At 39.8% G+C, this 23176-nt stretch carries 18 protein-coding genes; 8 read left to right on the forward strand and 10 right to left on the reverse strand.

The genetic code is table 11. The features are described from left to right. The first annotated feature begins 26 nt into the window (after window positions 1-26). The 5 genes from D0T85_RS03820 to D0T85_RS03840 all read left to right on the forward strand — a co-directional run bounded on the left by D0T85_RS03820 (window position 27) and on the right by D0T85_RS03840 (window position 3929). The gene (locus D0T85_RS03820; protein WP_163210416.1) at window positions 27-1019 is read left to right on the forward strand and encodes a glycosyltransferase family 2 protein; all 993 of its coding nucleotides are present in this window, start codon (window positions 27-29) and stop codon (window positions 1017-1019) included. A gap of 6 nt (window positions 1020-1025) precedes the next feature. Beyond that, window positions 1026-1958 carry a pepsin/retropepsin-like aspartic protease family protein gene (locus tag D0T85_RS03825; protein ID WP_163210418.1) on the forward strand — a complete coding sequence of 311 codons (933 nt, stop codon included), beginning with the start codon at window positions 1026-1028 and terminating at the stop codon, window positions 1956-1958. Between the two features lie 15 nt (window positions 1959-1973). Then, window positions 1974-2675 (forward strand): DNA repair protein RadC, encoded by a 702-nt coding sequence (radC, locus tag D0T85_RS03830; protein WP_163210420.1) that lies wholly within the window; start codon window positions 1974-1976, stop codon window positions 2673-2675. 177 nt (window positions 2676-2852) lie between these two features. Continuing rightward, complete coding sequence (locus tag D0T85_RS03835) at window positions 2853-3164, forward strand: metal-sulfur cluster assembly factor (protein ID WP_163210422.1); 312 nt, start codon at window positions 2853-2855, stop codon at window positions 3162-3164. Beyond that, window positions 3165-3929, forward strand: coding sequence for a UDP-2,3-diacylglucosamine diphosphatase (locus D0T85_RS03840; protein WP_163210424.1), 765 nt, complete (start codon window positions 3165-3167; stop codon window positions 3927-3929). It abuts the gene before it with no gap. Window positions 3930-4010: 81 nt separating this feature from the next. Here the strand turns inward: D0T85_RS03840 and D0T85_RS03845 are convergent, their stop codons facing one another. From D0T85_RS03845 to D0T85_RS03865, 5 genes are all read right to left on the reverse strand, one after another. Beyond that, on the reverse strand, window positions 4011-5417 hold the full coding sequence (locus D0T85_RS03845; RefSeq protein WP_163210426.1) for an alkaline phosphatase: 1407 nt from the start codon (window positions 5415-5417) through the stop codon (window positions 4011-4013). A 105-nt stretch (window positions 5418-5522) separates the two neighbouring features. Next, entirely contained in the window at window positions 5523-6728 is a 1206-nt protein-coding gene (locus D0T85_RS03850; RefSeq protein WP_163210428.1) for an acetate kinase, read from the reverse strand. 132 nt (window positions 6729-6860) lie between these two features. After that, a complete protein-coding gene (pta, locus tag D0T85_RS03855) occupies window positions 6861-7865 on the reverse strand; it encodes a phosphate acetyltransferase (protein WP_163210430.1) in 1005 nt (334 codons plus the stop codon). Window positions 7866-8178: 313 nt separating this feature from the next. Beyond that, entirely contained in the window at window positions 8179-9750 is a 1572-nt protein-coding gene (locus D0T85_RS03860) for a hypothetical protein (protein WP_163210432.1), read from the reverse strand. Between the two features lie 171 nt (window positions 9751-9921). Beyond that, complete coding sequence (locus D0T85_RS03865) at window positions 9922-10605, reverse strand: hypothetical protein (protein WP_163210434.1); 684 nt, start codon at window positions 10603-10605, stop codon at window positions 9922-9924. A gap of 299 nt (window positions 10606-10904) precedes the next feature. Here D0T85_RS03865 and D0T85_RS03870 point away from each other — a divergent pair, with 299 nt between their 5' ends. Continuing rightward, on the forward strand, window positions 10905-11801 hold the full coding sequence (locus D0T85_RS03870; RefSeq protein ID WP_163210436.1) for a DUF2156 domain-containing protein: 897 nt from the start codon (window positions 10905-10907) through the stop codon (window positions 11799-11801). Further along, window positions 11801-12811 carry a GNAT family N-acetyltransferase gene (locus D0T85_RS03875; RefSeq protein ID WP_163210438.1) on the forward strand — a complete coding sequence of 337 codons (1011 nt, stop codon included), beginning with the start codon at window positions 11801-11803 and terminating at the stop codon, window positions 12809-12811. Before D0T85_RS03870 ends, D0T85_RS03875 begins: the two co-directional genes overlap by 1 nt. On the opposite strand, the gene D0T85_RS03880 is transcribed toward D0T85_RS03875, so the two are convergent. From D0T85_RS03880 to folP, 4 genes are all read right to left on the reverse strand, one after another. Then, window positions 12812-14131 (reverse strand): TldD/PmbA family protein, encoded by a 1320-nt coding sequence (locus tag D0T85_RS03880; RefSeq protein ID WP_163210440.1) that lies wholly within the window; start codon window positions 14129-14131, stop codon window positions 12812-12814. It lies immediately after the preceding gene. Between the two features lie 199 nt (window positions 14132-14330). Continuing rightward, a complete protein-coding gene (locus D0T85_RS03885; protein ID WP_163210442.1) occupies window positions 14331-15866 on the reverse strand; it encodes a TldD/PmbA family protein in 1536 nt (511 codons plus the stop codon). Between the two features lie 80 nt (window positions 15867-15946). Continuing rightward, a complete protein-coding gene (gene cdaA, locus D0T85_RS03890; RefSeq protein WP_163210444.1) occupies window positions 15947-16714 on the reverse strand; it encodes a diadenylate cyclase CdaA in 768 nt (255 codons plus the stop codon). A 57-nt stretch (window positions 16715-16771) separates the two neighbouring features. Beyond that, entirely contained in the window at window positions 16772-17605 is an 834-nt protein-coding gene (folP, locus tag D0T85_RS03895; protein WP_163210446.1) for a dihydropteroate synthase, read from the reverse strand. Window positions 17606-18049: 444 nt separating this feature from the next. Here folP and murF point away from each other — a divergent pair, with 444 nt between their 5' ends. After that, window positions 18050-19339, forward strand: a complete 1290-nt coding sequence (gene murF / locus D0T85_RS03900) for a UDP-N-acetylmuramoyl-tripeptide--D-alanyl-D-alanine ligase (RefSeq protein WP_163210448.1) — start codon at window positions 18050-18052, stop codon at window positions 19337-19339. Between the two features lie 532 nt (window positions 19340-19871). Here murF and D0T85_RS03905 read toward each other — a convergent pair. Continuing rightward, a complete protein-coding gene (locus D0T85_RS03905; RefSeq protein ID WP_163210450.1) occupies window positions 19872-23174 on the reverse strand; it encodes a CHAT domain-containing protein in 3303 nt (1100 codons plus the stop codon). Between the last annotated feature and the right edge of the window lie 2 nt (window positions 23175-23176).

The following is a 23176-nucleotide window of genomic DNA, read 5'->3' on the forward strand; positions in this document are numbered from 1 at the left end:
CAACTCTCAATTCTCAACTGTAAATTATGTATTACTCTGTCATCATTCCTGTTTACAACCGCCCCGATGAGGTTGACGAACTACTTGAAAGTCTTACTCATCAGCACTTCAAGCAATTTGAGGTTATTATTGTTGAAGATGGCTCTTCGCTATCCTGCAAAAATATTGTAGACAAATATATGAATGATTTAGACATTCAATACTTCTTCAAATCAAACTCCGGACCTGCGCAATCGCGTAATTATGGAGCAGAACGTAGCAAGGGTGACTATTTTATTTTCCTCGATTCGGATTGTATTGTTCCCGAAGGTTATTTTGAAGCGATTGAAAAGGAACTGAATACTGAATACGCCGATGCCTTTGGCGGACCCGACAGAGCACACCACTCTTTCACCAACATTCAAAAAGCGATTAATTATTCTATGACTTCTTTTTTCACCACTGGCGGAATACGTGGTGGAAAAAAGAAAATGGATAAATTCTATCCCCGTAGTTTCAATATGGGAATACGCAGGGAAGCTTTTAATAATCTGAAAGGATTCTCGGACATGAGGTTTGGTGAAGATATTGATTTCAGCATCCGCATATTTAAAGCCGGATATGCTTGTCGTCTTTTCCCCGATGCCTGGGTGTATCATAAAAGACGTACAGACTTCCGGAAATTCTTCAAACAGGTTTATAACTCGGGTATTGCACGTATCAATCTTTATAAAAAATACCCGGATACGCTTAAACTGGTGCATTTATTACCTGCATTGTTTACATCTGGAATATTCTTCCTGTTTCTTATTTCTTTATTTGTGTGTCCATACGCAGCAACTCTTATATTGCTATATGCTTTACTGGTAGCTATTGATGCCAGCATACAAAACAAAAGTGTTTCTATTGGTTTATTAGCTATAGTGGCAGCTTTTGTACAACTAACAGGATACGGACTTGGTTTCCTTTCGGCCTGGTGGAAACGCTGTGTGTTGGGTAGGAATGAGTTTACGGCTTTCAATAAGAATTTCTATAAGTAAAGTACTATGAGAATATACATTCTTCTAACTGCTTTTTGTTATGCAGCAGCATTGTTCGGACAAAATGAGCCACAAAGATTTCCGTTTTCCTACGATTCTTTTTTGATTATTGCTGAAGGAATAATCAATGATTCTATAAAAGCTAAATTTTGTTTGGATACAGGTGCCACAGATATTTCTTTATCTGAAGAGTTGGTAGAGAAATATGCTATCAATAAAAAGGAACTGGAGTATAGTCCTTTTTTTGGAGGTGGTGCTGGCAACGATAGTGCTAAAGTTAAGGTCGCTTTTGAAAAGATCAACTATAAAATCGCAAACGAAACGTTAACAAACTCCATTTACAAAGTATATAAAAATCTTTCCGAAGATGTTTTAGTGGGTATAGAACCTAAAGATTTGTTCACTTTTGAAATATATTACGATAAAAAAGAATTCCGGCTATATAAAGGACAAGCAAAAATGGATTTTGATAAATCCTGGACTCGCATCAAGTACAAAAATCATCTCACTAAAATTACAATACCATTAAAGGTCAAGATTGGTAAAAAAACAATCAGTGGAGATTTCCTGTTAGACACTGGTAGTGGACATGCTATCCTCTTCACTGGTAAGACAGCAGAAAAGTACAAATTGAACCAAATGAATGTACGTAAATGGAAAGCAGAGTTAGGATTGTCGGGGAAATCCGAAGGAGGAACCATTCAATCAGAAAGTATTCAGCTAGGAGAAAACAAATTCGACAATGTTGATATACACTATTTTAATGATCAACAAGGTGCACTTTCTGATGGTTATTTCTATATTGGTGTTCTGGGAAACAGAGTACTGGAAAAATTTGATGTAATTATTGACTATGTAAAAGAATATGTTTACATCCGTCCGAATTCATTGTATAACACTCCAATTATAACCACCAGCAACAGATTAAACTACGAGTAATACTATTTTTGCAACATGCAAAACACAGAAAAGCCAAGACTCAGTATTAACAAATGGGCAGAAGAAGACCGCCCGCGCGAAAAAATGCTATCCAAAGGGATTAATGCATTGAGCGATGCAGAATTACTAGCCATACTTATCGGTTCGGGAAATAAAGACGAAAGCGCTGTTGAACTTATGCGACGGATGCTGTCGACATGCGACAATAACCTTAACGAACTTGGAAAATGGAATAGTGCAGACTTCTCTGTTTTTAATGGTATTGGACCCGCTAAAGCTACCACAATAATGGCAGCATTAGAATTGGGGAAAAGAAGAAAACTCCAAGAGGCAAAAGAACGCAGCGTGATTTTATCCTCGCGCGATGCCTACAACATATTCCACCCCATTCTATGCGATGCCCCACAAGAAGAGTTCTGGATACTGCTTCTCAACCAGGCTAGTAAAGTGATTAAAACAGTTAAAATTAGCACTGGTGGTATTGACGGCACCTATGCCGATGTGAGAACAATTTTACGCGAAGCTCTTCTGGAAAGGGCAACATCAATTATTTTATGCCATAATCACCCATCAGGTAATCCCGAACCTAGTATTAATGATAAAAGGCTAACTTCGGCCATACAACAGGCAGCCAAAACTATGAACATCAATCTGGTAGATCATATTGTTGTTTGCGATGGAACTTATTTTAGTTTCGGTGATAAAGGCTTAATCTGACTTGTACGATTTCACCACGAGTTCACAGAGTTACACAGAGTTTTAAACTTCCATGCGGCATCGTATTTAAAACTCTGTGTAACTCTGTGAACTCTGTGGTGAAATTTCGCTATGACAAAATAATAACGTATATTTGCAGTAAGGTGAAAGCCATATTCCCCTATAAATATTATTATTATGACAACATTCGAAATAGAAGAAAAAATAGTCGATGTACTGAAAACCGTATACGACCCGGAAATCCCTGTTAATGTTTACGACCTGGGATTAATTTATAAAATAGATGTAGAAGAGAATGGTGCCACTACCATCGAAATGACTCTTACCGCTCCGGGATGTCCGGCAGCCGACTTCATTATGGAGGATGTGCGGCAGAGAGTAGAATCGGTAGAAGGGGTAACTTCTACAACCATCAATCTTGTTTTTGAACCGGAATGGAACAAAGATATGCTTAGCGAAGAAGCAAAACTTGAACTGGGACTATTGTAAATGAAGAACGTATATTTTCTTTCGGATGCCCATCTGGGATCTCGTGCTATAACAAGCGGACGAACTCAGGAGAGGCGTTTGGTTAATTTCCTGGATAGTATTAAACACAAAGCATCGGCCATATACCTGTTGGGCGATATGTTTGATTATTGGTACGAGTTTAAAACTGTTGTACCTAGAGGATACACCCGTTTCCTCGGAAAGATATCCGAGCTAACAGATATGGGGGTAGAAGTACATTTCTTTATTGGCAACCACGATATTTGGTGCTACGATTATTTTCAGCAGGAGTGTGGCATGATACTCCACAAAGAACCATTAACTACCGAGATTTACGGAAAGGAATTTTATCTGGCTCATGGTGATGGATTAGGCGACCCAAGCAAAACTTTCAAGTTTTTGCGTTCTGCTTTTCATAGTAGCACATTACAAACTATATTCTCGGCCATTCATCCACGGTGGTCTATGGAGTGGGGATTAAGCTGGGCCAAACATAGCCGTTTGAAGCGTGAAGATGGTAAAGAACCGGAGTATATGGGCGAAGATAAAGAATTTCTTGTTCTCTACTCGAAAGAATATTTAAAAGACCATCCCAATATTAACTACTTTATTTATGGACATCGGCATATCATGCTCAACCTGATGTTAAGCAGAGATACCCGAATGCTGATTCTGGGAGATTGGATCTCTTACTTCTCGTATGCTGTATTCGATGGAGAGAATCTGTTCTTGGAAGAGTATGTGGAGGGAGAGACGAAGTTTTAATTATGAATTATAAATTACGAATTACGAATTGTCCATGCGGCATCGTTAATTCGTAATTCGTAATTAACAATTCGTAATTTTTTAAAACCCTCCTGCTTTTGCTATCCTCTTTGGTATATCGGTATTATCCATTTTACCCATGAACAGTTCGGAGCCGGCACCAATGGCATAAACGGGAACATAACCTCCGGAATGATCACCACTTGACCAACCTACATAAGCAATATTGCTCATTACTTTAATGGCAGCCGAAGCTAAAGGTTCACTGCTTGAATATTCGCGTTTTTCCATTTCCTGATTTGCTTTGTCGTTAAAAGAAGCTTCGAATGCATCGCGAAGAATCTTTTCGTTTTCCCAGCTAACAGGGGTCTCGGTCCAGAATCCCATTGTTTCACCAAGCAAAGACTTAATCTCTTCCCAGGTTACTTTATGATTCTTTTGTTTACGCAGTTCGGTTATTTTGCCCGATAAACCACCTAACGATTGCTTTTGGTGTTTCAGTACTTTCAGGTTTGCATAATAACTCTTCTTACCCAATGTAATACCACCAGTTTCATGATCGGCAGAAATTACAATAAGCGTTTCTTTGGGATGTTTCTTGTAAAACTCCAATGCAACTTTAACAGCCTCATCCATATCCATAACTTCGTGTATGGCATTGGCAGCATCGTTATCGTGGCATGCCCAGTCAATCTTACCCCCTTCAACCATCAGGAAAAATCCTTTCTTATTATCCTTTGTAAGGAAAGAAATTGCACTCTCTGTTATTTGTGCCAATGTTAAATCGTCCGATTTACGGTCGAGCGCATAAGGCAGAGACGATGGGTCTTTTCCTTCTTCCTGAATAAGAATCATTTTCTTTGCCGAAGAAGATTTGGCTTTAAAATCTTTGTAACCACGTGCAATGGTATAGCCAGCCTCTTCGAATATGGGGAATATATTGGGAGCATCCTCTTTCTTATATGTTTTATCGGGTTTTACAAAACCACCACCGGCATAAAAGTCCAGATTTGCTTTCGGAAGATCTGTTGCAATTTCATAACACATGCTTCTGGAAGGCTGATGAGCATAAAATGCAGCTGGTGTAGCATGGTCAACACTTACACTGGTAGTAATCCCTACCCTCTTACCTGCTTTCTTGGCTCTTTCGGCAATAGTAACGATAGGTTGTTTGTTTACATCAACACCAATTGCGCCACTATATGTTTTTTCGCCTGTAGCAAGAGCCGTACCTGCTGCTGCTGAGTCGGTAACCGGACTGGTGGTACAATATGTTGTAGCAAGATTAATCACCGGAAATTGTGTAAACTGCAAAGGAATAATACCAATACGGTTTTCTTCGGCATCGGCACGATACATTTCTGTAACATTAACCTGGTTAACACCCATTCCGTCTCCAATAAAATAAAAAACATATTTTGCTTTTCCCTGTGCAAAAAGAATGCCTGGGATTAAAACAAAAAGTAATAAATAAAGAGTTCTTTTCATGATATCAGTTTTTAGGGAAGGAGGTAAAGGAGGTAGAGTGAGGTAAAGGAGGTAAAGTTCCATGCGGCATCGTTACTTTACCTCCTTTACCTCACTCTACCTTCTTTACCTCCTTTTATTCAATATTTCTACAGTATCTAAAGCTATAGTTAATTCTTCGTCGGTAGGAATAACAACAACTTTCACTTTCGAATCAGGGGCGCTGATTACAACTTCTTCCCCTCTGGTTCTGTCGTTTACTTCCTTATCCATTTTAACGCCCATAAATTCAAGATCCTTGCATACTGTGTAGCGCAATGGATATTGGTTCTCGCCTACTCCGCCAGTGAAAACAATAATATCCACACCACCTAAAGCTGCAGCATAGGCACCGATATACTTCTGAACGCGGTAGCAATACATGGCATCGGCAAGAATAGCACGTTCGTTACCTTCGGCAACCGCTTTTTCCAGTTCGCGCATATCCGATGATACGCCCGATATACCTACTACTCCGCTCTTCTTGTTCAACACTTCGGCCAAACCAGTTCTGTCCAGTCCTTCTTTTTGCATGATGTAGGTAAGCAGGCCAGCATCCACATCACCGCAACGGGTACCCATCATTAAACCTTCGAGTGGAGTTAATCCCATAGAAGTGTCTATTGATTTACCATCTTTTATTGCAGTAATCGAACCACCGTTACCAATGTGGCAGGTAATAATACGTTTACCTTCGGGGCTAACTCCCAGGAATTCGCATACACGTTGCGATACATATCTGTGGCTTGTTCCGTGGAAACCATAACGACGGGCAGCATATTTGGTATAGTATTCGTAAGGCACGGCATACATATATGCATAATCGGGCATGGTTTGGTGGAAGGCTGTATCAAAAACGCCCACCTGCGGAACGTTTGGCAACAGTTCCTGAATGGTATAAATTCCTTTCAGGTTTGCCGGGTTATGCAAAGGAGCAAGATCGGAGCATGCTACCATTTGGTCGATAACTTCTTTGGTAATCAGTACCGAAGAGTTGAACTTTTCTCCTCCATGAACCACACGATGACCAACTGCTGCTATATCTTGCAACGAGCTGATGCAACCATATTCTTTGCCTGTCAGCGTTTCAAGAATAAATTCAATACCGGCTTTGTGTTCGGAAATGCCACGTTCAATTACAGCTTTCTCGCCATTAGGCAATGTTAGTTTCAAGAAAGAACCTTGCAGACCGATTTTCTCAAGTCCACCCTGAGCCATAATTTCTTTGCTGTCCATATTGAACAGCTTATATTTAATTGATGAACTTCCACAGTTCAATATCAATACCTTCATTTTGTTTTAAGTTTTAAGTAGTGAGTAGTGAGTTGTGAGTAATGAGTTTTGAGTTATGAGTAATGAGTTGTGAGTGATGAGTTGTGAACCCGCATGGTAACTCATTACTCAAAACTCATTACTCATTACTCACTACTCGCAACTTGCTTGATTAGCTGTGATAGCTATCATTTTATATATATCTGATACAGAACATCCACGTGATAAATCGTTCACTGGTTGAGCCATACCTTGAAGGATTGGTCCTACAGCTTCCACATCACCTAAACGTTCGGCCAATTTATAACCAATGTTACCTACTTCGAGGCTTGGTACTACCAGTACATCAGCATGTCCGGCAACTTCCGATCCCGGAGCTTTTCTTTCTCCCACAGATGGGATCAATGCTGCATCTGCCTGCATTTCTCCATCAATAACTAATTCCGGATTCATTTCTTTTGCCAAACGGGTAGCTTCAATTACTTTATCGGCAGCCTCGTGTTTTGCAGAACCCTTGGTCGAGAAGCTCAACATTGCTACTTTCGGTTTTTCTATTCCAAGCACCGCAGTTGCAGTATGCGATGTACATACAGCTATTTGTGCAAGTTGTTCGGCATTAGGAACCGGAGTTACAGCTACATCACTGATTACTACAACACCATTTTTTCCAAACTCCTGATGCTTGGTAATAAGCAACATGGCGCCCGACACGGTGGTAATTCCCGGTTTTGTTTTGATTATCTGCAATGCAGGACGCAACACATTTCCTGTAGTATTTTCTGCACCGGCCAATTGTCCATCGGCATCGCCGTTCTTAACAATTAAGCAACCCAGGTAAAGCGGGTTTAAAACTAATTGGCGTGCATCTTCAATTGTCATACCTTTACTTTTACGCAATTCAACCAGTAATTGCGCATACGTTTCTTTCTTGGGATGATTTTCAGGGTCGATAATTTCAGCCTTGTCAATGTTAGTCAGGTTCAGTTTAGAGGCTACTTCCTTTATCTTTGTAGGATTGCCTAGAATAATAAGATGTGCTATACCTTCTGCCAAAACCTGATCGGCTGCGGTTAATGTACGTTCTTCTGTTCCTTCGGGAAGAACAATGCGTTGACGAGTCGCTTTTGCGCGTGCGACAATTTCGCTAATTAAATCCATGAACAATTTGTTATAAATAAGATGTTATAATACAGGTAGATATGCTAATTGCGCTGCAAAATTACACAATTTTGCAATATCCACATTGCAATTCCAAGTATTTTTTCATCTGATTTACAAAATAAGCGAAAAGGCGCGAAAGCAAGAAGGCGCGAAGGCGCGAAGGAAAGAAAGTGAAAGGCGCGAAGGAAAGAAGGCGCGAAAGCGCGAAAGTGTAAAATCTTTCTTGCCTTCGCGCTTTCATCCTTTCGCGCCTTCGCGCTTTCACGCCTTCGCGCCTTCATGCTTTCTTGCCTTCACGCCTTCGCGCCTTTTACCTGATAACCGCTGGCGACACAGATTTGTATTGCTCCATACACATACCTATAGATGCTCCGATATATGTTGGGTCGCAGATAATGTATTTTTGGTCTTCAAAAGTAACATAGTCGCCTTGAATGTTTTCTGTAAAATTCACGGCAGAAGCTATGTGATCGGGATAATCGAGTAAGATAACATTCAGCCCTAAAAGGTCTTTTACCAATGTGGCATACAACATTGCGCGATCTTCGCAGTCATTATAAGGATAGAAGAAGTTTTCTTCGTAGAAGTTGGGTTTCTCGTATCCAAACTGTTCACCATCGGTCATATAAGGAAATGCGGTTTGCACAAAAGTAATCAGAATGTTGGCTGCATCTTTTTGCGATTTACCTTCGATGGCTTTCTTCAATGGTGGATATAAAGAATTCTTTAATTCCGCACTCATTGGGGTTTTATAATGAATCTCTACATTGCACTGCGGATAGTCCTTATAAAAATCGATCAGGTTCTTATTCACAACTGTTTGCACAATAACATCTTTGTTCTTCGACTGCAATGTTTTTGTATGAGGCACCATTTCAAAAACAGGAACTCCAGGCATATATAATGCTACATGATTTTTAGAATTAGCAAATTCTTGTTCGTAAGTGTATATATTTAGCTTTCCTTGTTGTTCGCGAGGTTCAAAGATATAATACCTTGTTCCGCTTAAAGTAATATATGGAGCTCCATATAGTGTAGCTGCGGGGGCAAGCATTAGTTTCAGCTCATCATTTATCTTGGCCAGTTTTACCTTATAGCCCGATTTTGCCAACAGAAACATTTGCAGAAATGTAATTTCTTTGGTTCTATTGCTTCCATAAAGTTGTGTCCCGATTTGCTTGGTAAACAAAACATATGCCCAATCGTTTAATTTCCGTTCCTTACGGATGGTCATACAATCTTTTATCAACTGTTCATAATCGGCTTTACACACTTTGGTCCATGCATCGGCGATATTCGATTCGCTCATACCTGTTAAAGACAGTTTTTCGACCGAACTGGTTGCCACCTGCAAAGTGGTTCCGTAAAACCGGATAGGTGTACGCTTAACAGAAGGGCCTGGTGGCACTTTTGGTGCTTCTACCACCACAGGGGTATAGGGTTTACCCGGCACATAGACTCCCGGATCGGGTTTATCGGTTGGTTTATCTTTAGCTGGTGTTGCTGGTTTTTTAACCGGATCAGGGTCTAATACCATTACTGGTTCATCTTCCGGTTCGGGATCGGGAACAGTAACAGGTTGGGGTTCTTTAGGAACTATTTCGACCGGTTTTTCAACTGGTTTATCTTCATCAAACTCCTGAGGCTTTACCGGCTCCGGACGTACTGGGGGCGGAATGGGCTCGGATGCTTCGAACTTAGCCCAGACTTCACGAAGGAAACCGGCGAATTCTTCGTCGGCCTTGTTTTTAAAATCACTGTAATCTTTCCCTGCCTTATTCTGAAAATCTTCGAATTCTTTCTCAAAGTCACGTTCCTGTGCTTGGGTAGTGAATGAAAAAGAGACAAAAAAAGCAATCAGTAAATATTTGTTTCTTTTCATGATACTTTATTTTTTAGTTAGTAGTTAGTAGTTAGTAGCTAGTAGTTAGTAGTTAGTAGCTAGTAGCTAGTAGTACGATGCCGCATGGATTCTTACTACTTGCTACTAACTACTAACTACTAACTACTTACTACTAGCTACTAACTACTAGCTACTAGCTACTAACTACTATTAATATCCTAATTTATCAAGTTCCTTAGCTAGTTCTTCCGATTTCTTTGCCAACTCTGCCCGAATAGCTTTAACTGCTGCCTGATTGGCTGCATCCAAACTGTAACCCAGAGTAACCTGTACCTCTACATTTTTGTTAGGGAGTGTACGGTAAATTTCGACCAAAGGAATGGTACGGCCCAAAGTTGCGGCTATAATTGACTTACTTTCGGCAACCATGCTCGAAAGACTGGCGGCAGCTTCCTGTCCCATATCATCGTTTGCCACAGTGGCGCTGATTAATTGAGAAACCTTGGTTTGTATTTGTCCGGCAAGATCCAGCTTTGCTGCATTGGTAGCCTGTAGTGCAGCAGCCGACTGATTTCCACCAATTGCTCTCGATGATGCAACATACCAGTATGGATTACCATCGGTATCGATCTCTACTTGTTTTTGCCAGGCGTTTTCTAACTGCTTATCTAAAGGCAACTTGCCAGCAGGGGTTTTAAAGCCTTCTTTTGTTAGTTTTTTTGCTTCTTTGCGTGCTTCCTTCAGTGCTTTTTGCTGCAAGTCTTTATTTAATACTTTTTCATGTTTTTGTTGACCCTTCATTTCGGCTTTGGTAGCTTTGGTTTGAGCGCTTACATTCATTGAAAACAGAACAGCAAAAGCTGTTAACAAACTGATTAAGAAACTTTTTTTCATATTTCCTCTGTGTTAATTAGTTATTATACCCCTATTAAAATAATTGACTATCCATGCAAAAATAAGCAAATATTCCATTTTTATGCTAAATCCGATTACATTTCTTTTATGAATAGCCACATTTAATATCGATTGTAACAGAAAATCAGCACGTTTACCTTTTAACAATTAGCAAGGAATTATAAATCTAATAAATAAACTCTTTCGTTTACTTTGGCTATTTTTGCAAAATTTGAATTCTTTTTTTTAATTTAATAAAGCAGCAGTAACAAAACACAAAGTAATTTGTTTTAATAATTATGATACCATTTAAAGAAATCACTCTACAGGATAAAGATGTTATTACTAAATACACAATGAACAGTTCACGAAGAAACTGTGATCTTTCTTTTTCGAACTTATGTAGCTGGAGGTTTTTATACAATACTCAATTTGCCGAGATTGATGGTTTTCTGGTATTTAAGTTCTGGACTCAGGAGAGTCTTTCTTATATGATGCCGGTAGGCGAAGGAAACCTGAAACAAGTGTTAGATGAAATGATTAACGATGCACAACTCGAAGGGAGCGAACTCTGTATGTTGGGTGTATGCAAAGATATGAAAGCCGAGTTAGAGAGTATATATCCCGGTAAATTTAGTATTGAACCGGATAGGGATTATGCCGATTATCTTTATCTGCGAACAGACCTTGCAACATTAACTGGTAAGAAGTTTCAGCCTAAAAGAAATCATATCAACAAATTCCGTAAGAATTATAACTACAAATACGAGGCTATTACTCCCGATTTGGTACCCGAGTGTTTAAGACTGGAAGCCGAATGGTGCAAAATGAATAACTGCGACCAGCACGAAGGCACAGGTAACGAGCGACGGGCAATTATTTATGCATTGGAACATTTTGAAGAGATAGGACTAAGTGGAGGATTGCTTCGGGTAGACGGACAAATTGTTGCTTTTACTTTTGGAATGCCAATTAACCACGATACTTTTGGAGTACATGTCGAAAAAGCTGATACAAGCTTTGAAGGCGCGTACGCTATGATTAACTATGAATTTGCGAGCCATATCCCCGAACAGTTTACGTACATTAACCGGGAAGAAGACTTGGGTATTGAAGGGCTTCGCAAAGCTAAATTATCTTATCAGCCTGTAACTATTCTTGAAAAGAGTATGGCTTGTTTAAAGAAAGGAACTTAATGACTGTTAAAAATAGAGTAAAAGAGCTCTGGAAACTTTGTTTTAACGACAGTGAAGAATTTATTGAATTATATTTCGGACTTCGTTATACCAATAAGATAAACGTATCTATTCAAAGTGGGGACAACATGATTGCAGCACTGCAAATGATTCCCTACCCCATGACTTTTTGCGGTACAGAGATTTCTACATCCTACATATCGGGGGCATGTACACACCCAGAATACAGAGGTAAAGGGGTTATGCGCGAACTTTTATCGCAAAGTTTTGCACAAATGACCCGTAAGGGAGTATATGTAAGCACATTGATTCCGGCCGAGCCCTGGCTCTTCGATTATTATGCTAAAGCAGGGTATGTACCTGTATTTCATTATTCGGAAAAAGAGGTCGGCATCAAGGAGGTAAACATACCGGATAGTATCACCATTAAACATGCTTGCAGCCCCGACGAGGCATCTTATGCATACTTCGACCAAAAAATGCATGAACGTTCTTGTTGCATTCAACACGAACAAGATGATTACAATGTTATTCTGGAAGATCTTAAACTAGCCGGAGGTACTGTTTTTACTGCATGGGAAAATAACAATATAATAGGTATGGCTTTTGTTATTCCCGAAAGCAAAACGCTCAAAGTAAAAGAAATACTTTGCAACAACACCGATCTCGAAAACATACTTATTCAACAAGCGGCTATTCACTACAATTCAGATAAAATAGTGGTGGTGCATCCTGCCGATGCCGAGGGTAAACCCAAAGGTATGGCACGCATTATTTACGCCAAAGCTGTACTGCAATTATTTGCAGCAACTCATCCTGATAAAGAACTAAATATTGAGTTAACCGACGATCAGCTGTCTTTGAATAACGGATACTATTATCTGGTAAACGGCAAGTGTATGACTACCCGGAAAAGAATACCGGGCAGCCATTTACAATTAACAATTGGAGAGCTCACTAAGTTGTTGTTTTCTTATACCGAACCTTATATGAGCTTAATGTTGGAGTAACTACAATCCGCTAAAGTCTACACCTTCGAACACCAGTGATGGTATTCTCCATGACGACGATAAGCGAGGATCGTTACCTGCCTCAACAAAAGAGTTCCATAGCGTAATCATGTTACCGGTAACATTCATTTCGGATAGCGGAGTGGTAAGTTTACCGTTTTCAATCAGGAATCCTTCAATACCAAACGAGAAGTCGCCTGTTGAACTATTACTGTTACCACCATTAAATCCGGTAACAAGGATAGCGTTGTTTAATCCGGCTATCAACTGCTCCAGATTCTTGTTTCCGGGTTGAAGCACCAATATAGAAGCCCCGCTGATGGTAGGTTCAACTCCCATCTTCTTGGCATTATATGTATCTATGAAATAAGTTTTCAATACTCCGTTTTCGTATATCGGACGCCTTTGGGTTGCAATACCTTCGCCATCGAAGTAACGGGCACCCGAAGCTTGCATAAGATGCGGTTCGTCCATAAGGGTAAACTTTTCGCTTCCTACCTTCTCGCCAAGCTTGTTCATAAGGAATGAGTTGCGTTGTTGCAAAGCTCCACCATTAAGGGCACTCATCATGGGCGATATCAAACGGCTGGCATTAACCGGATCAACAACCATGGTGTATTTACCCGATTTTATTTTCTGCTGACCCAATTTACGTAGTACACGGGTTAGCGCAGTTTGCCCGATTCCGGTTTTAATCAGTTTATCAAAATAGAGGGAAGAATCCCACCAACCATCAGAGGGGCGTGCTTCGCCTTCACCTTTTATACTTACACCGGTTGATAACGAACACCAGGATTGTTTGGTTTCGCCCTCAAATCCATTGCTGGCCAAACGGTATCCAAATTGTTCGCCATCATTGTATGATGAATCTACCGATATAATACGGCTATCTTTCCCCATTACCTCATTGGCGGCGGCTACAGCCAACGCTACTTTTTCGTCGGGGTTTATGTTGGCCATCTTCGAGTCGTAAAGCTGCAGATCGGGCATTCCGCCTTTATAATAGCGCGAAGCATCGGGTAAAACTCTTGCTTCGTCTTTAGCCAGGTAACGGGTCGAGTCTATTCCGTTTTTAATAAACGATTCCAGTTCTTTTTTCTCTAAGCGGTTGGTCGAGTAATTACCATACCGTCCATCTACATACAACGACAGGCTTAAACCACTTTCACTTGCCTGCTGAAGTTTATCCATTTTGGCATCGCGCAACTCGAATGTGGTATTCGATCCTGAATACAAATTTACTCTCGCTGCCTGACAACCATTCTTAAGGGCGAAATCCATTGCCCACTGTGCCAGTTTTTTATTGCTATCTGATATCATGTTATTTGAGTTTTTGAGTTTGTAAGTTTTTGAGTTTGTAAGTTTTTGAGTTTTTGAGTTTTTGAGTTTTTGAGTTTGTAAGTTTTTGAGTTTGTAAGTTTTTAAGGTGCAACGCATCAATATTAAAAACACTTTGACTCAAAAACTCAAAAACTTAAAAACTTAAAAACTTAAAAACTCAAAAACTTAAAAACTAAATTTAGCTTTCTCCACCTACAGTAAGTTTACTTACCAATGCCGAAGGCATTCCATCAGTTACCGGACAAGATTGCCCGTCTTTTCCACAGGTCCATGTGCCGTTATCAATCTTATCGTTGTTGGCTACCATGGTAATATCTGCCAATGCTTTGGGGCCATTACCAATAATATTAATATCCTTGATGGGTTGTGTTAACTTACCATCTTCAATAAGATAACCCGATTTTACGAAGAATGTAAAGTCGCCCGCACCAATCTGTACTTGTCCGTTAGTGAAGTTATCTACATAAACCCCTTTCTTTACAGAAGCAATAATATCTTCTTCCTTCATATTACCGGCTTCCATATATGTTGAACGCATACGTGGTATAGGAGTATGGCGGAACGATTCGCGGCGACCGTTTCCGGTTGATGGTATACCATAGTGCTGTGCACTGATACGGTCGTGCAGGTAGCTTGTTAAGATACCATCTTTTACGATATAAGTTTTTTGCCCGTCGGTACCTTCGTCATCTACATTAATAGAACCACGGTTAAAGGGGATGGTACCATCATCGACCACGTTGATGTTTTCGTTACATACTTTTTTGTTCAACAGGTCGGAGAATATAGACACATTTTTGCGGTTAAAGTCGGCTTCAAAAGCATGACCAATGGCTTCGTGCAAGAAGATTCCCGAACCTCCGGCTCCAAGTACTACAGGCATTTCGCCCCCTTTGGGCTTTATGGCCTTGAACATAATAGCAGCGCCATCTACAGCTTCGCGGGCAATAACATCAATAATATCGTCGGAAAGAAACTCATATCCCCTCCGATAAGAACGGGCAGAGTAATTGTTTTCAGTTTTTCCGTTCTCTTCCATAATACAAACAGCACTCAATGACACCATTGGGCGATAGTCGTAATAGATAATGCCTTCCGAATTGCAGAATAAGATATGAGAGGTTTGATCGGATAACGAGGCAGATACCTTCTGCACACGTTTATCTAACGAGAAAACCTTATCGTTAAGTTTTTGCAGATAAGGCATTTTATCTTTCAGGATAACCGATTCCCAAGGAGTGGTTATTGAATAATAATTCTTTGTGATTGGCTTTTCGGTAAGGTTTACCGGTGTTTTTGCTTTTCCGTCCGAAGCGATACGGGCAGCAGTACGGGCAGCTTTAACCATATCGTTCAGCGAAACATTTTCAACATAAGCATATCCGCTCTGATCGCCCGACAGTACCCGCACACCTACACCAAAGTCGATGTTTGAGCTGCAACGGTTTACTGCGCCATCTTGTAAACCAATATTGTTGTAAAAGGTATGTTCAAAGAAGAGATCGGCATAATCGCCCCCTTTTTCAAGAGCTACCGTAAGTACTTTCTTTAAATCTTGTTCGGTTACTCCAAAGTGTGCCATTGCCAGTGATATAGCAGCTTGCTTGTCGCCATTTCCTAATGCCGAACCACCGAACGAACCGGCAACGGCAGGCGTAGCTAGTGAACCTATCAATGCAAGGCCACCTGTTCTAAGAAAATTTCGTCTGTCCATAATATATTTATTGAGTTGAGAGTTGAGAGTTGAGAGTTATTTACCATGCGGTGTAACTCTCAACTATCAACTATCAACTATCAACTAGTTGTTAATAGGCTTTCCAGTTCTTCTGCCGATAAGCGCAGATAGAATTGTCCCCGGTATGCAATTGATATCGATCCGGTTTCTTCGGATACAATAATTGCATGAGCGTCCGACTCTTGTGATATCCCCATAGCCGCCCGGTGTCTTAGTCCGAGTTCTTTGGGAATATTAAGATCGTGCGAAACGGGCAATATACATCCTGCTGCCCTGATTCTGTTTTTCCGTATTATCATTGCTCCATCGTGCAGCGGACTGTTTTTAAAGAAGATGTTTTCAATCAGCCGTTGGTTAATGTCGGCATCTATTACTTCGCCGGTACGGATTATATCGTCCAAAGGCAGGTTGTGTTCAACAACAATCAGTGCTCCGGTTTTTTGTTTCCCCATACTGATGCATGCCATTACAATGGGCATAATATCCTCGTTGCCTTTCTTCTCCTTTTTTTTGTTATTGGTAAAAAACTTGATGATGGCACTAAACTGCCGATGCGCCCCCAGGGTTAAAAGGAAACGCCGTATCTCATCCTGAAACAATACTATCAGGGCAAGTACCCCTACACTTACCAATTTATCGAGTATGGTTCCCAGCAACCTCATTTCGAGAATCTGAGTTACCACAAGCCAGATAAGCACGAATATCAGTATACCCGAGAATATATTTATAGAACCCGATTCCTTCATCAGTTTGTATGTATAAAACAGTACAAGGGCAACGAGTAATATGTCGATAAAATCTTTTAGGCCGAAATTAATAAAATCCATATTTTAAAGTTATGAGTTTTGAGTTTTGAGTTTTGAGTTCCATGCGGCATCGTAAACTCAGAACTCTAAACTCAGAACTATTTTCTTGGCTTCAACAGCTTCCTTTACATCATGTACGCGTATAATATCTGCTCCTTTCATTAAGGAGATGGTATTTAACACGGTTGTTCCGTTCAATGCCTCGGCTGGTGATATGTTTAAGAGACGTGTTATCATCGACTTTCGTGACACCCCAACCAACAGTGGAAGTTCAAATATACGAAAATCTTCTAAATGCGCCATCAATTCATAATTATGCTCAACGGTTTTACCAAAGCCAAAGCCGGGATCAAGAATAATGTCTTTTACTCCCAGATTGCGCAACTGCTGCACTTTTTCGGCAAAATAGAGGAATACTTCTTTCACCAGATTATCGTAATGGGGAGATTGCTGCATACTTTGCGGAGTTCCCTGCATGTGCATTATTATATAAGGTACATTGAGGCGGGCAACAGTATCAAACATATCAGGGTCCATCTCGCCGGCGGCAATATCATTTATTATATCTACCTGATACTCTTTTACACAAAACTCGGCCACTTTGGCGCGAAACGTATCTACCGAAATAATGGCATCGGGATGGTTGCGCCTGATTATTTCGAGTCCGGTACGGAGGCGTTCTATTTCTTCTTTGGCTGTGATATGTTCGGCTCCGGGACGCGATGAGTAAGCACCAATGTCGATCATTTCGCCACCTTCTTCAAGAATTTGTTTGGCGCGTGCGGCAATATCTTCTTCGGTTTGCATCCGGCTTTTTGAGTAGAATGAATCTGGAGTTACATTCAATATACCCATTACCCTAGGTATGGAAAGATCGATCAGCTTCCCGTTTACGTTGATAAGCTTGTTCATTTACGTTTTAACTATTTGAATACTTCAATCTCACAAAAGTATAAATAATATTTTTAATATAATTCATATTCAAGAATGGAAGCAATCGCTCTTTGCTTTAGTTACGAATTGTAAGCAATTACCCCGGCAGGGGTAATATGTGCATAACCCCGGGTGAGCAAAGCGTAACCCGGGGTACGAACTCCCCTCCATTTCCTGAGCTCCGAAGGAGTTCAACCCTTTCAGGGCTGTTTTGAGTAGGGTTTAGCCTACCCCGGGTTACGCTTTGCTCACCCGGGGTTATGCATAGTTAAAGCCCTTCGGGCTTATGTAACTTAACAGCCCCTGCCCTTTCGGGGTGATTGCTTATAAATCATTGACCCTCATAAAATCTCTGTGCCTCTGTGTCTCTGTGTTCTATAAATAGTATCTTTGTCCCTTCAATCGTAAAATCGTAAATCGTAAATGAACAAGCTATATTCTATATTCGAAGTTAGTAACGGAGTTACTACCGATAGTCGCAACTGTCCTGAAGGTTCAATCTTTTTTGCTTTGCAGGGAGATTCGTTTAATGGGAATGCTTATGCGGCCCAAGCTTTAGAGAAAGGTTGTTCGTATGCAGTTATTGACGATAAGAATTATTTTGTACCCAATGACCGTTATGTTTTGGTTGATGATGTTTTAAAAACATTGCAGCAGTTAGCCAATCATCACCGCAAAACATTAAAAACTAAGATTATTGGTATTACCGGAACCAATGGTAAAACCACTACCAAAGAGTTAATAGCTGCTGTTTTGCAAAAGTCATTTAATGTTCTTTATACACTGGGCAATTTAAACAATCATATTGGTGTACCGCTTACTTTATTACGGTTAACCCCCGAACATGATATTGCAGTTATCGAAATGGGGGCCAACCATCAGGGAGAGATTAAAGAGCTATCCGAGATTGCCGAACCCGATTATGGAATTATCACCAATGTAGGCAAAGCCCATCTGGAAGGATTCGGTTCTTTTGAAGGGGTTATAAAAACAAAAAGCGAATTGTACGATTATCTTCGTGGAAAAGCAAATAGTATTGTTTTTGTGAATAAAGACAATGAATACCTCATGCAAATGGCTAAAGGGCTTAACAGCATGTTTTATGGCACAGAAGATGATCTGGATATAAACGGAAAAATTACAGGCAACTCTCCTTACCTGGAGTTTGAGTGGAAGGTAGGAAAGGATGGAGAGAAACAACATGTAAACACCTTGCTGATTGGCGATTACAACTTTACCAATGCGCTTGCTGCAGTTGCCATAGGTCACTACTTCAATATTGATACCAGTTTAATTAATAAAGCACTCAACGAGTATCAGCCTCAGAACAACCGGTCGCAGCTAAAGAAAACCGCATTCAACACACTGATTATTGATGCTTACAATGCTAACCCCACAAGCATGAAGGCTTCTGTTGAGAACTTCAGCAAAATGGATGCGCCACATAAAATGGTTGTACTGGGGGATATGAAAGAGCTAGGAAACGATAGTTTAGCGGAACATCGTAAAATTCTTGAACTAGTTGATAAAGCAGGCTTTGAAAGGGTTGTGCTGATTGGGGAGTATTTCAAAGCTGTAAACAGCAAGTACGAATTTTATGATCATGTAAATAACTTTATTGCCGAAGTTAAAAAAGATACGCCCAAGGGAATGACGATTTTAATAAAGGGGTCGAATAGTGTTAGGTTGAGTATGGTGGTTGAATATTTATAAGTATTTCAAAGAACGCTGATCACAATGCAAAAGTACAGCACTGTGAATAAAGCGTATCCATGAAATTCTTATTTTGGAAGATATTGATCATTTTTGCGAGATAATTTTTCATTTATTTTATATCTCGCTGTACATTAGCGACTTAAAATTTCGTTGTGTTGTAATGTTTCAAATGGCCTTATTGCCTATCATTTTCATCCTACCGGGATAAACGTTTTCTCCTACCGGGATAAACGCCTCATCCTACCGGGACAAATGGTTTCTCCTACCGGGATAAAGGCTTGATCCTACCGGGATAAACTGATCACGATTTTATCTTTCCATTTTTTTACATCAGAGTGTGTGTTTAATAACTCACTAGAGTTATTAAATAGTTTTTGTTTTAGTTTTTGTTTTGGTTTATTGCGCGTTCTTATATATAAAGGCTTTGGTTGCCCTTTAGGTATACCTTTAGGTTGCCCTTTAGGTGTGCTTTTAGGTTGCACTTTAGGTGTACTTAAGGTGCACTTTAAATTGAATTATTCATACACGGTTACTCGATTAGTACAAAGCCTGCCCATTTTGTAATCTTGCTTTCTGGCTCCTTCCGGAATTTTCTTTGCGTATTTGCAAAAGCCCCCCGCAAAGAAGAACCGGGAATCCATTGTTTATAGAACTCAACCATAAATTCCTGAGCTTCTTTATCGTTTACACTCCAAAGGGTGGTTATCATATTCTTAACACCTGCCAAACGGAAAGCACGCTGCAAGCCATAAGCACCTTCATTGTTCATAATATCTCCCTTTGCAGTATTACAGGCAGAAAGCACAATTAGTTGAGTGCCGGATAGGTCAAGGCTGGATATTTCGTAGGCGGTGAGTACGCCATCTTCGGTTGCGTCGTCGGATAATTCGCTTGAGGTCCAGAAACGGTTGACTCCTGAAAAAACCATTCCCGAACGCATTAGTGGATTGCCGGATGCTTTATATGTGTTCTCGTCATCCGGAGCCAACCTAAAGTAAAAACCATGAGTAGAGACATGGATAATAGGGGGCGATTGTGAGGATAATGCTTTGAAATTACTTTCTGTTGCCTCATTCTTGGTATAAAGATTTGTTTCCCAACCCTTTGAGGTAAATAGTTTGGCAATGCTATCTACTTCCATGCCCGAAAACCGAAGATCGCCAAATCCCTGCCCCCTGTCCATATCAAGGCTATCTACAAGAGAACGCATTAATGCTACATGTGTTTTTTCTTGCTTGAGTTTTTCTAATGTATAGTTTGTTTGTGTATAATCCATACCACCAAACAAAGCTATAGGCGGTTCTACTTTCAATAAATTTCCCTTGTTGGCAGATTTAATTTCTCTTGTGGATAATACATGATGAAGATTGTACTTATCTATCAAACAATTGCCTTGCGTATCTTTTAGGGCAGCAAAAGGCACATGGTGCAACAGGCCGGCAGATGCAATATAAATATCTGTTACACCCTGCAATTCATTATCTAACGATTGCCATATTAATGCATATAATCGATTTACCGAATCGGGAAGGGCTGCTTGTAAATCGGGCTCGCTGCAACAAGAAATTATTTTAGGTGATGTGTATTCCGGACGGATTAAAAGCACATAATAATTTACCTGATTACCGGGTGATTTGGCAAAGGCAAACTCTATGGCAGCTTCCCCTTGCTGAAGAGAGTTTTTTACATCCTGCCACGATTGGTTGTATTCGTTCTTAAATATCCGGTATTGCCCCGATATACGAGTTAATTCTTTTTCTATCAGTTGCATTTCGGTTGTTAAGCTATCTACTTCTTTAATACGTCCACGTACACGGTTTAATATAATTTGTTCCTTTAGGTGTTTAATTTCATTCCACCATTTAATTAACTCTTCGTTGTTGCTTTTCAAAATAGCGTCTCTGGTTTGGGTAGAAGAGGTTAGTAACAGGTTTTTATGAAACAACTCTACATCGTAACACAACTCACTCACCGCTTTGCTATCCCTATTACGAAAAGAGAATCTTTTAATTGTATTGAAAACAGATTGGCGCGAGTTAAGAAACAGTTCTTTATCATCGGCTGGTAAAAATGTAAATCCATCAAAAATATTTTCTTTTACCGACTCCAATACTAACCGGAAATAGGGCACTGCATCTTCGGGGTTATTTGCACCAATTGCCAATGCTATATTTTGTGCCAATAGTTTATAAACAGTATGTTGCTTTCCCAACTTAATATCATTCACTATTTCCCAACCTTCCATAAAACACAACATTGCCTTCTGGTATTTTCTTTTTGTATAGTAGTATTCGCCTGCCTGATTCAATAATGTTGCATAAGCAATACTTTTTGTACCATACTTTGTTTTTATAGTTTTAACCAGAGAGGTTATTTCTCTCTCTCTTACATGTCCAGGGCGAGTAGAATTTAAAAGGCTCAGGTATTTTTCTGTAATTGTTATATAGGTTATATCTTTCTTACCCAAGTATTTCTTCTGAATCTTCCGGGCTTTGTTATAATGTTTTAAAGCTTGTTCTGTTTTATTTTTCTGCTCATATACTTTACCCAATGCATATATATTCTTCACATCAGATTGTTTTTCTTTTTTTGAACCTACTATCTTCTCAAAATGTTCTTCGGCTGCATCATAATTGCCTATGGTCATATAAAAATTCCCGATTGAGCTATATAATTCATAGCTCATTGTTTCCAGTTGTTGGGTTTTTGCCAGTATTTCCTCGGCTTTGCTATAATTCTCCAGCTCCATATATGCCTCTATTAAACAAGCCAAATAATCAACATATTGATAATCAACAAGAGTAACTTCTGGATTAGGTATTGAGTTTAATACCAATATAGTATCTTCGAAATAAAAATTATCCAAACATGCTTTTCCTAATAAAAACATAGCTGTATGCCAATCACTACTGTTTGTTAAGCCCTCTTTCTCGTAAATCAAGATGGCTTCTTTTAAATAGTCTATATGGTCTTCGGGAATACTGCCGGTTATACGCATATACTCCTGGCATTTCTTTACCAAAAAATAAGCATGCTGACGCTGTTGAGCAAAGTATTTTGCAGCAAATTCCAATCCTGGGTTATATTCAATAAGCACATCCTTATCTTTTAAATGTGCCGAGAAAGAACGATTTATCTTCATAGCCAGTTCTAAGTCTATTTCCGGCTTTTTATTTATCCGCAGCCAGGCTTTATAGGCTTTGCGCATAGCTATATCGCCCCTTTCTATATCCAGATAAGCCAAAAACGGTTCCCATAACAATGAAATATTTTCACGACTGTACCTTGGAAATCTTTTTCTAAACTGATCGGATCGCTTCAACAGTTTTTTTGCTTGCATCACTTCGCCATGCTGCGCATGAGATTTACTTTCGTTTATTAAAAAACGAGCATGGTCGAACAGGGTTTCGTTAGTAAGGAGTTTTTTCAGCTTGCTTTCTCCCACACTATCAAACTGATTGAGTGCATTGATTAATTCTTCTTCAAGCCTTAAATCGGGTTCGTTTATCAGTATGTTCTGAATTTCAAAGAATATTTGTATGGCTTCCTCGTCTCGGTCTGTAAGTTTATGCGATACATAAAGCTCAAACAACAATGTAACATTTTCAATACTATGCTTAGGGAATTCTTTCCTTATTTTATTGGCCTCTTTGAAAAGATTCTCTGCTTCTTTCTTTTCATTGTAATTGAGGCTTAAAGTGCCTTCACGAATTAATTTTTTGGCATGTTCAAGTGGCGAATCCTTTGGCGGATAAACATAATCCGACTCTGCATTTTGTGCACATACAGAAAGTGGGAGAAAGATGATCAGGAAACAGATTACTTGTATCATTG

The sequence above is a fragment of the Bacteroides sp. 519 genome, from assembly GCF_010500955.1.
Taxonomy (GTDB): domain Bacteria; phylum Bacteroidota; class Bacteroidia; order Bacteroidales; family Bacteroidaceae; genus Bacteroides.

Bases quoted from the DNA above. Each gene is read 5' to 3' on its own strand.
- D0T85_RS03820 (WP_163210416.1), top strand. From the start codon at position 27: ATGTATTACTCTGTCATCATTCCTGTTTACAACCGCCCCGATGAGGTT.
- D0T85_RS03825 (WP_163210418.1), top strand. From the start codon at position 1,026: ATGAGAATATACATTCTTCTAACTGCTTTTTGTTATGCAGCAGCATTG.
- radC (WP_163210420.1), top strand. From the start codon at position 1,974: ATGCAAAACACAGAAAAGCCAAGACTCAGTATTAACAAATGGGCAGAA.
- D0T85_RS03835 (WP_163210422.1), top strand. From the start codon at position 2,853: ATGACAACATTCGAAATAGAAGAAAAAATAGTCGATGTACTGAAAACC.
- D0T85_RS03840 (WP_163210424.1), top strand. From the start codon at position 3,165: ATGAAGAACGTATATTTTCTTTCGGATGCCCATCTGGGATCTCGTGCT.
- D0T85_RS03845 (WP_163210426.1), bottom strand. From the start codon at position 5,417: ATGAAAAGAACTCTTTATTTATTACTTTTTGTTTTAATCCCAGGCATT.
- D0T85_RS03850 (WP_163210428.1), bottom strand. From the start codon at position 6,728: ATGAAGGTATTGATATTGAACTGTGGAAGTTCATCAATTAAATATAAG.
- pta (WP_163210430.1), bottom strand. From the start codon at position 7,865: ATGGATTTAATTAGCGAAATTGTCGCACGCGCAAAAGCGACTCGTCAA.
- D0T85_RS03860 (WP_163210432.1), bottom strand. From the start codon at position 9,750: ATGAAAAGAAACAAATATTTACTGATTGCTTTTTTTGTCTCTTTTTCA.
- D0T85_RS03865 (WP_163210434.1), bottom strand. From the start codon at position 10,605: ATGAAAAAAAGTTTCTTAATCAGTTTGTTAACAGCTTTTGCTGTTCTG.
- D0T85_RS03870 (WP_163210436.1), top strand. From the start codon at position 10,905: ATGATACCATTTAAAGAAATCACTCTACAGGATAAAGATGTTATTACT.
- D0T85_RS03875 (WP_163210438.1), top strand. From the start codon at position 11,801: ATGACTGTTAAAAATAGAGTAAAAGAGCTCTGGAAACTTTGTTTTAAC.
- D0T85_RS03880 (WP_163210440.1), bottom strand. From the start codon at position 14,131: ATGATATCAGATAGCAATAAAAAACTGGCACAGTGGGCAATGGATTTC.
- D0T85_RS03885 (WP_163210442.1), bottom strand. From the start codon at position 15,866: ATGGACAGACGAAATTTTCTTAGAACAGGTGGCCTTGCATTGATAGGT.
- cdaA (WP_163210444.1), bottom strand. From the start codon at position 16,714: ATGGATTTTATTAATTTCGGCCTAAAAGATTTTATCGACATATTACTC.
- folP (WP_163210446.1), bottom strand. From the start codon at position 17,605: ATGAACAAGCTTATCAACGTAAACGGGAAGCTGATCGATCTTTCCATA.
- murF (WP_163210448.1), top strand. From the start codon at position 18,050: ATGAACAAGCTATATTCTATATTCGAAGTTAGTAACGGAGTTACTACC.
- D0T85_RS03905 (WP_163210450.1), bottom strand. From the start codon at position 23,174: ATGATACAAGTAATCTGTTTCCTGATCATCTTTCTCCCACTTTCTGTA.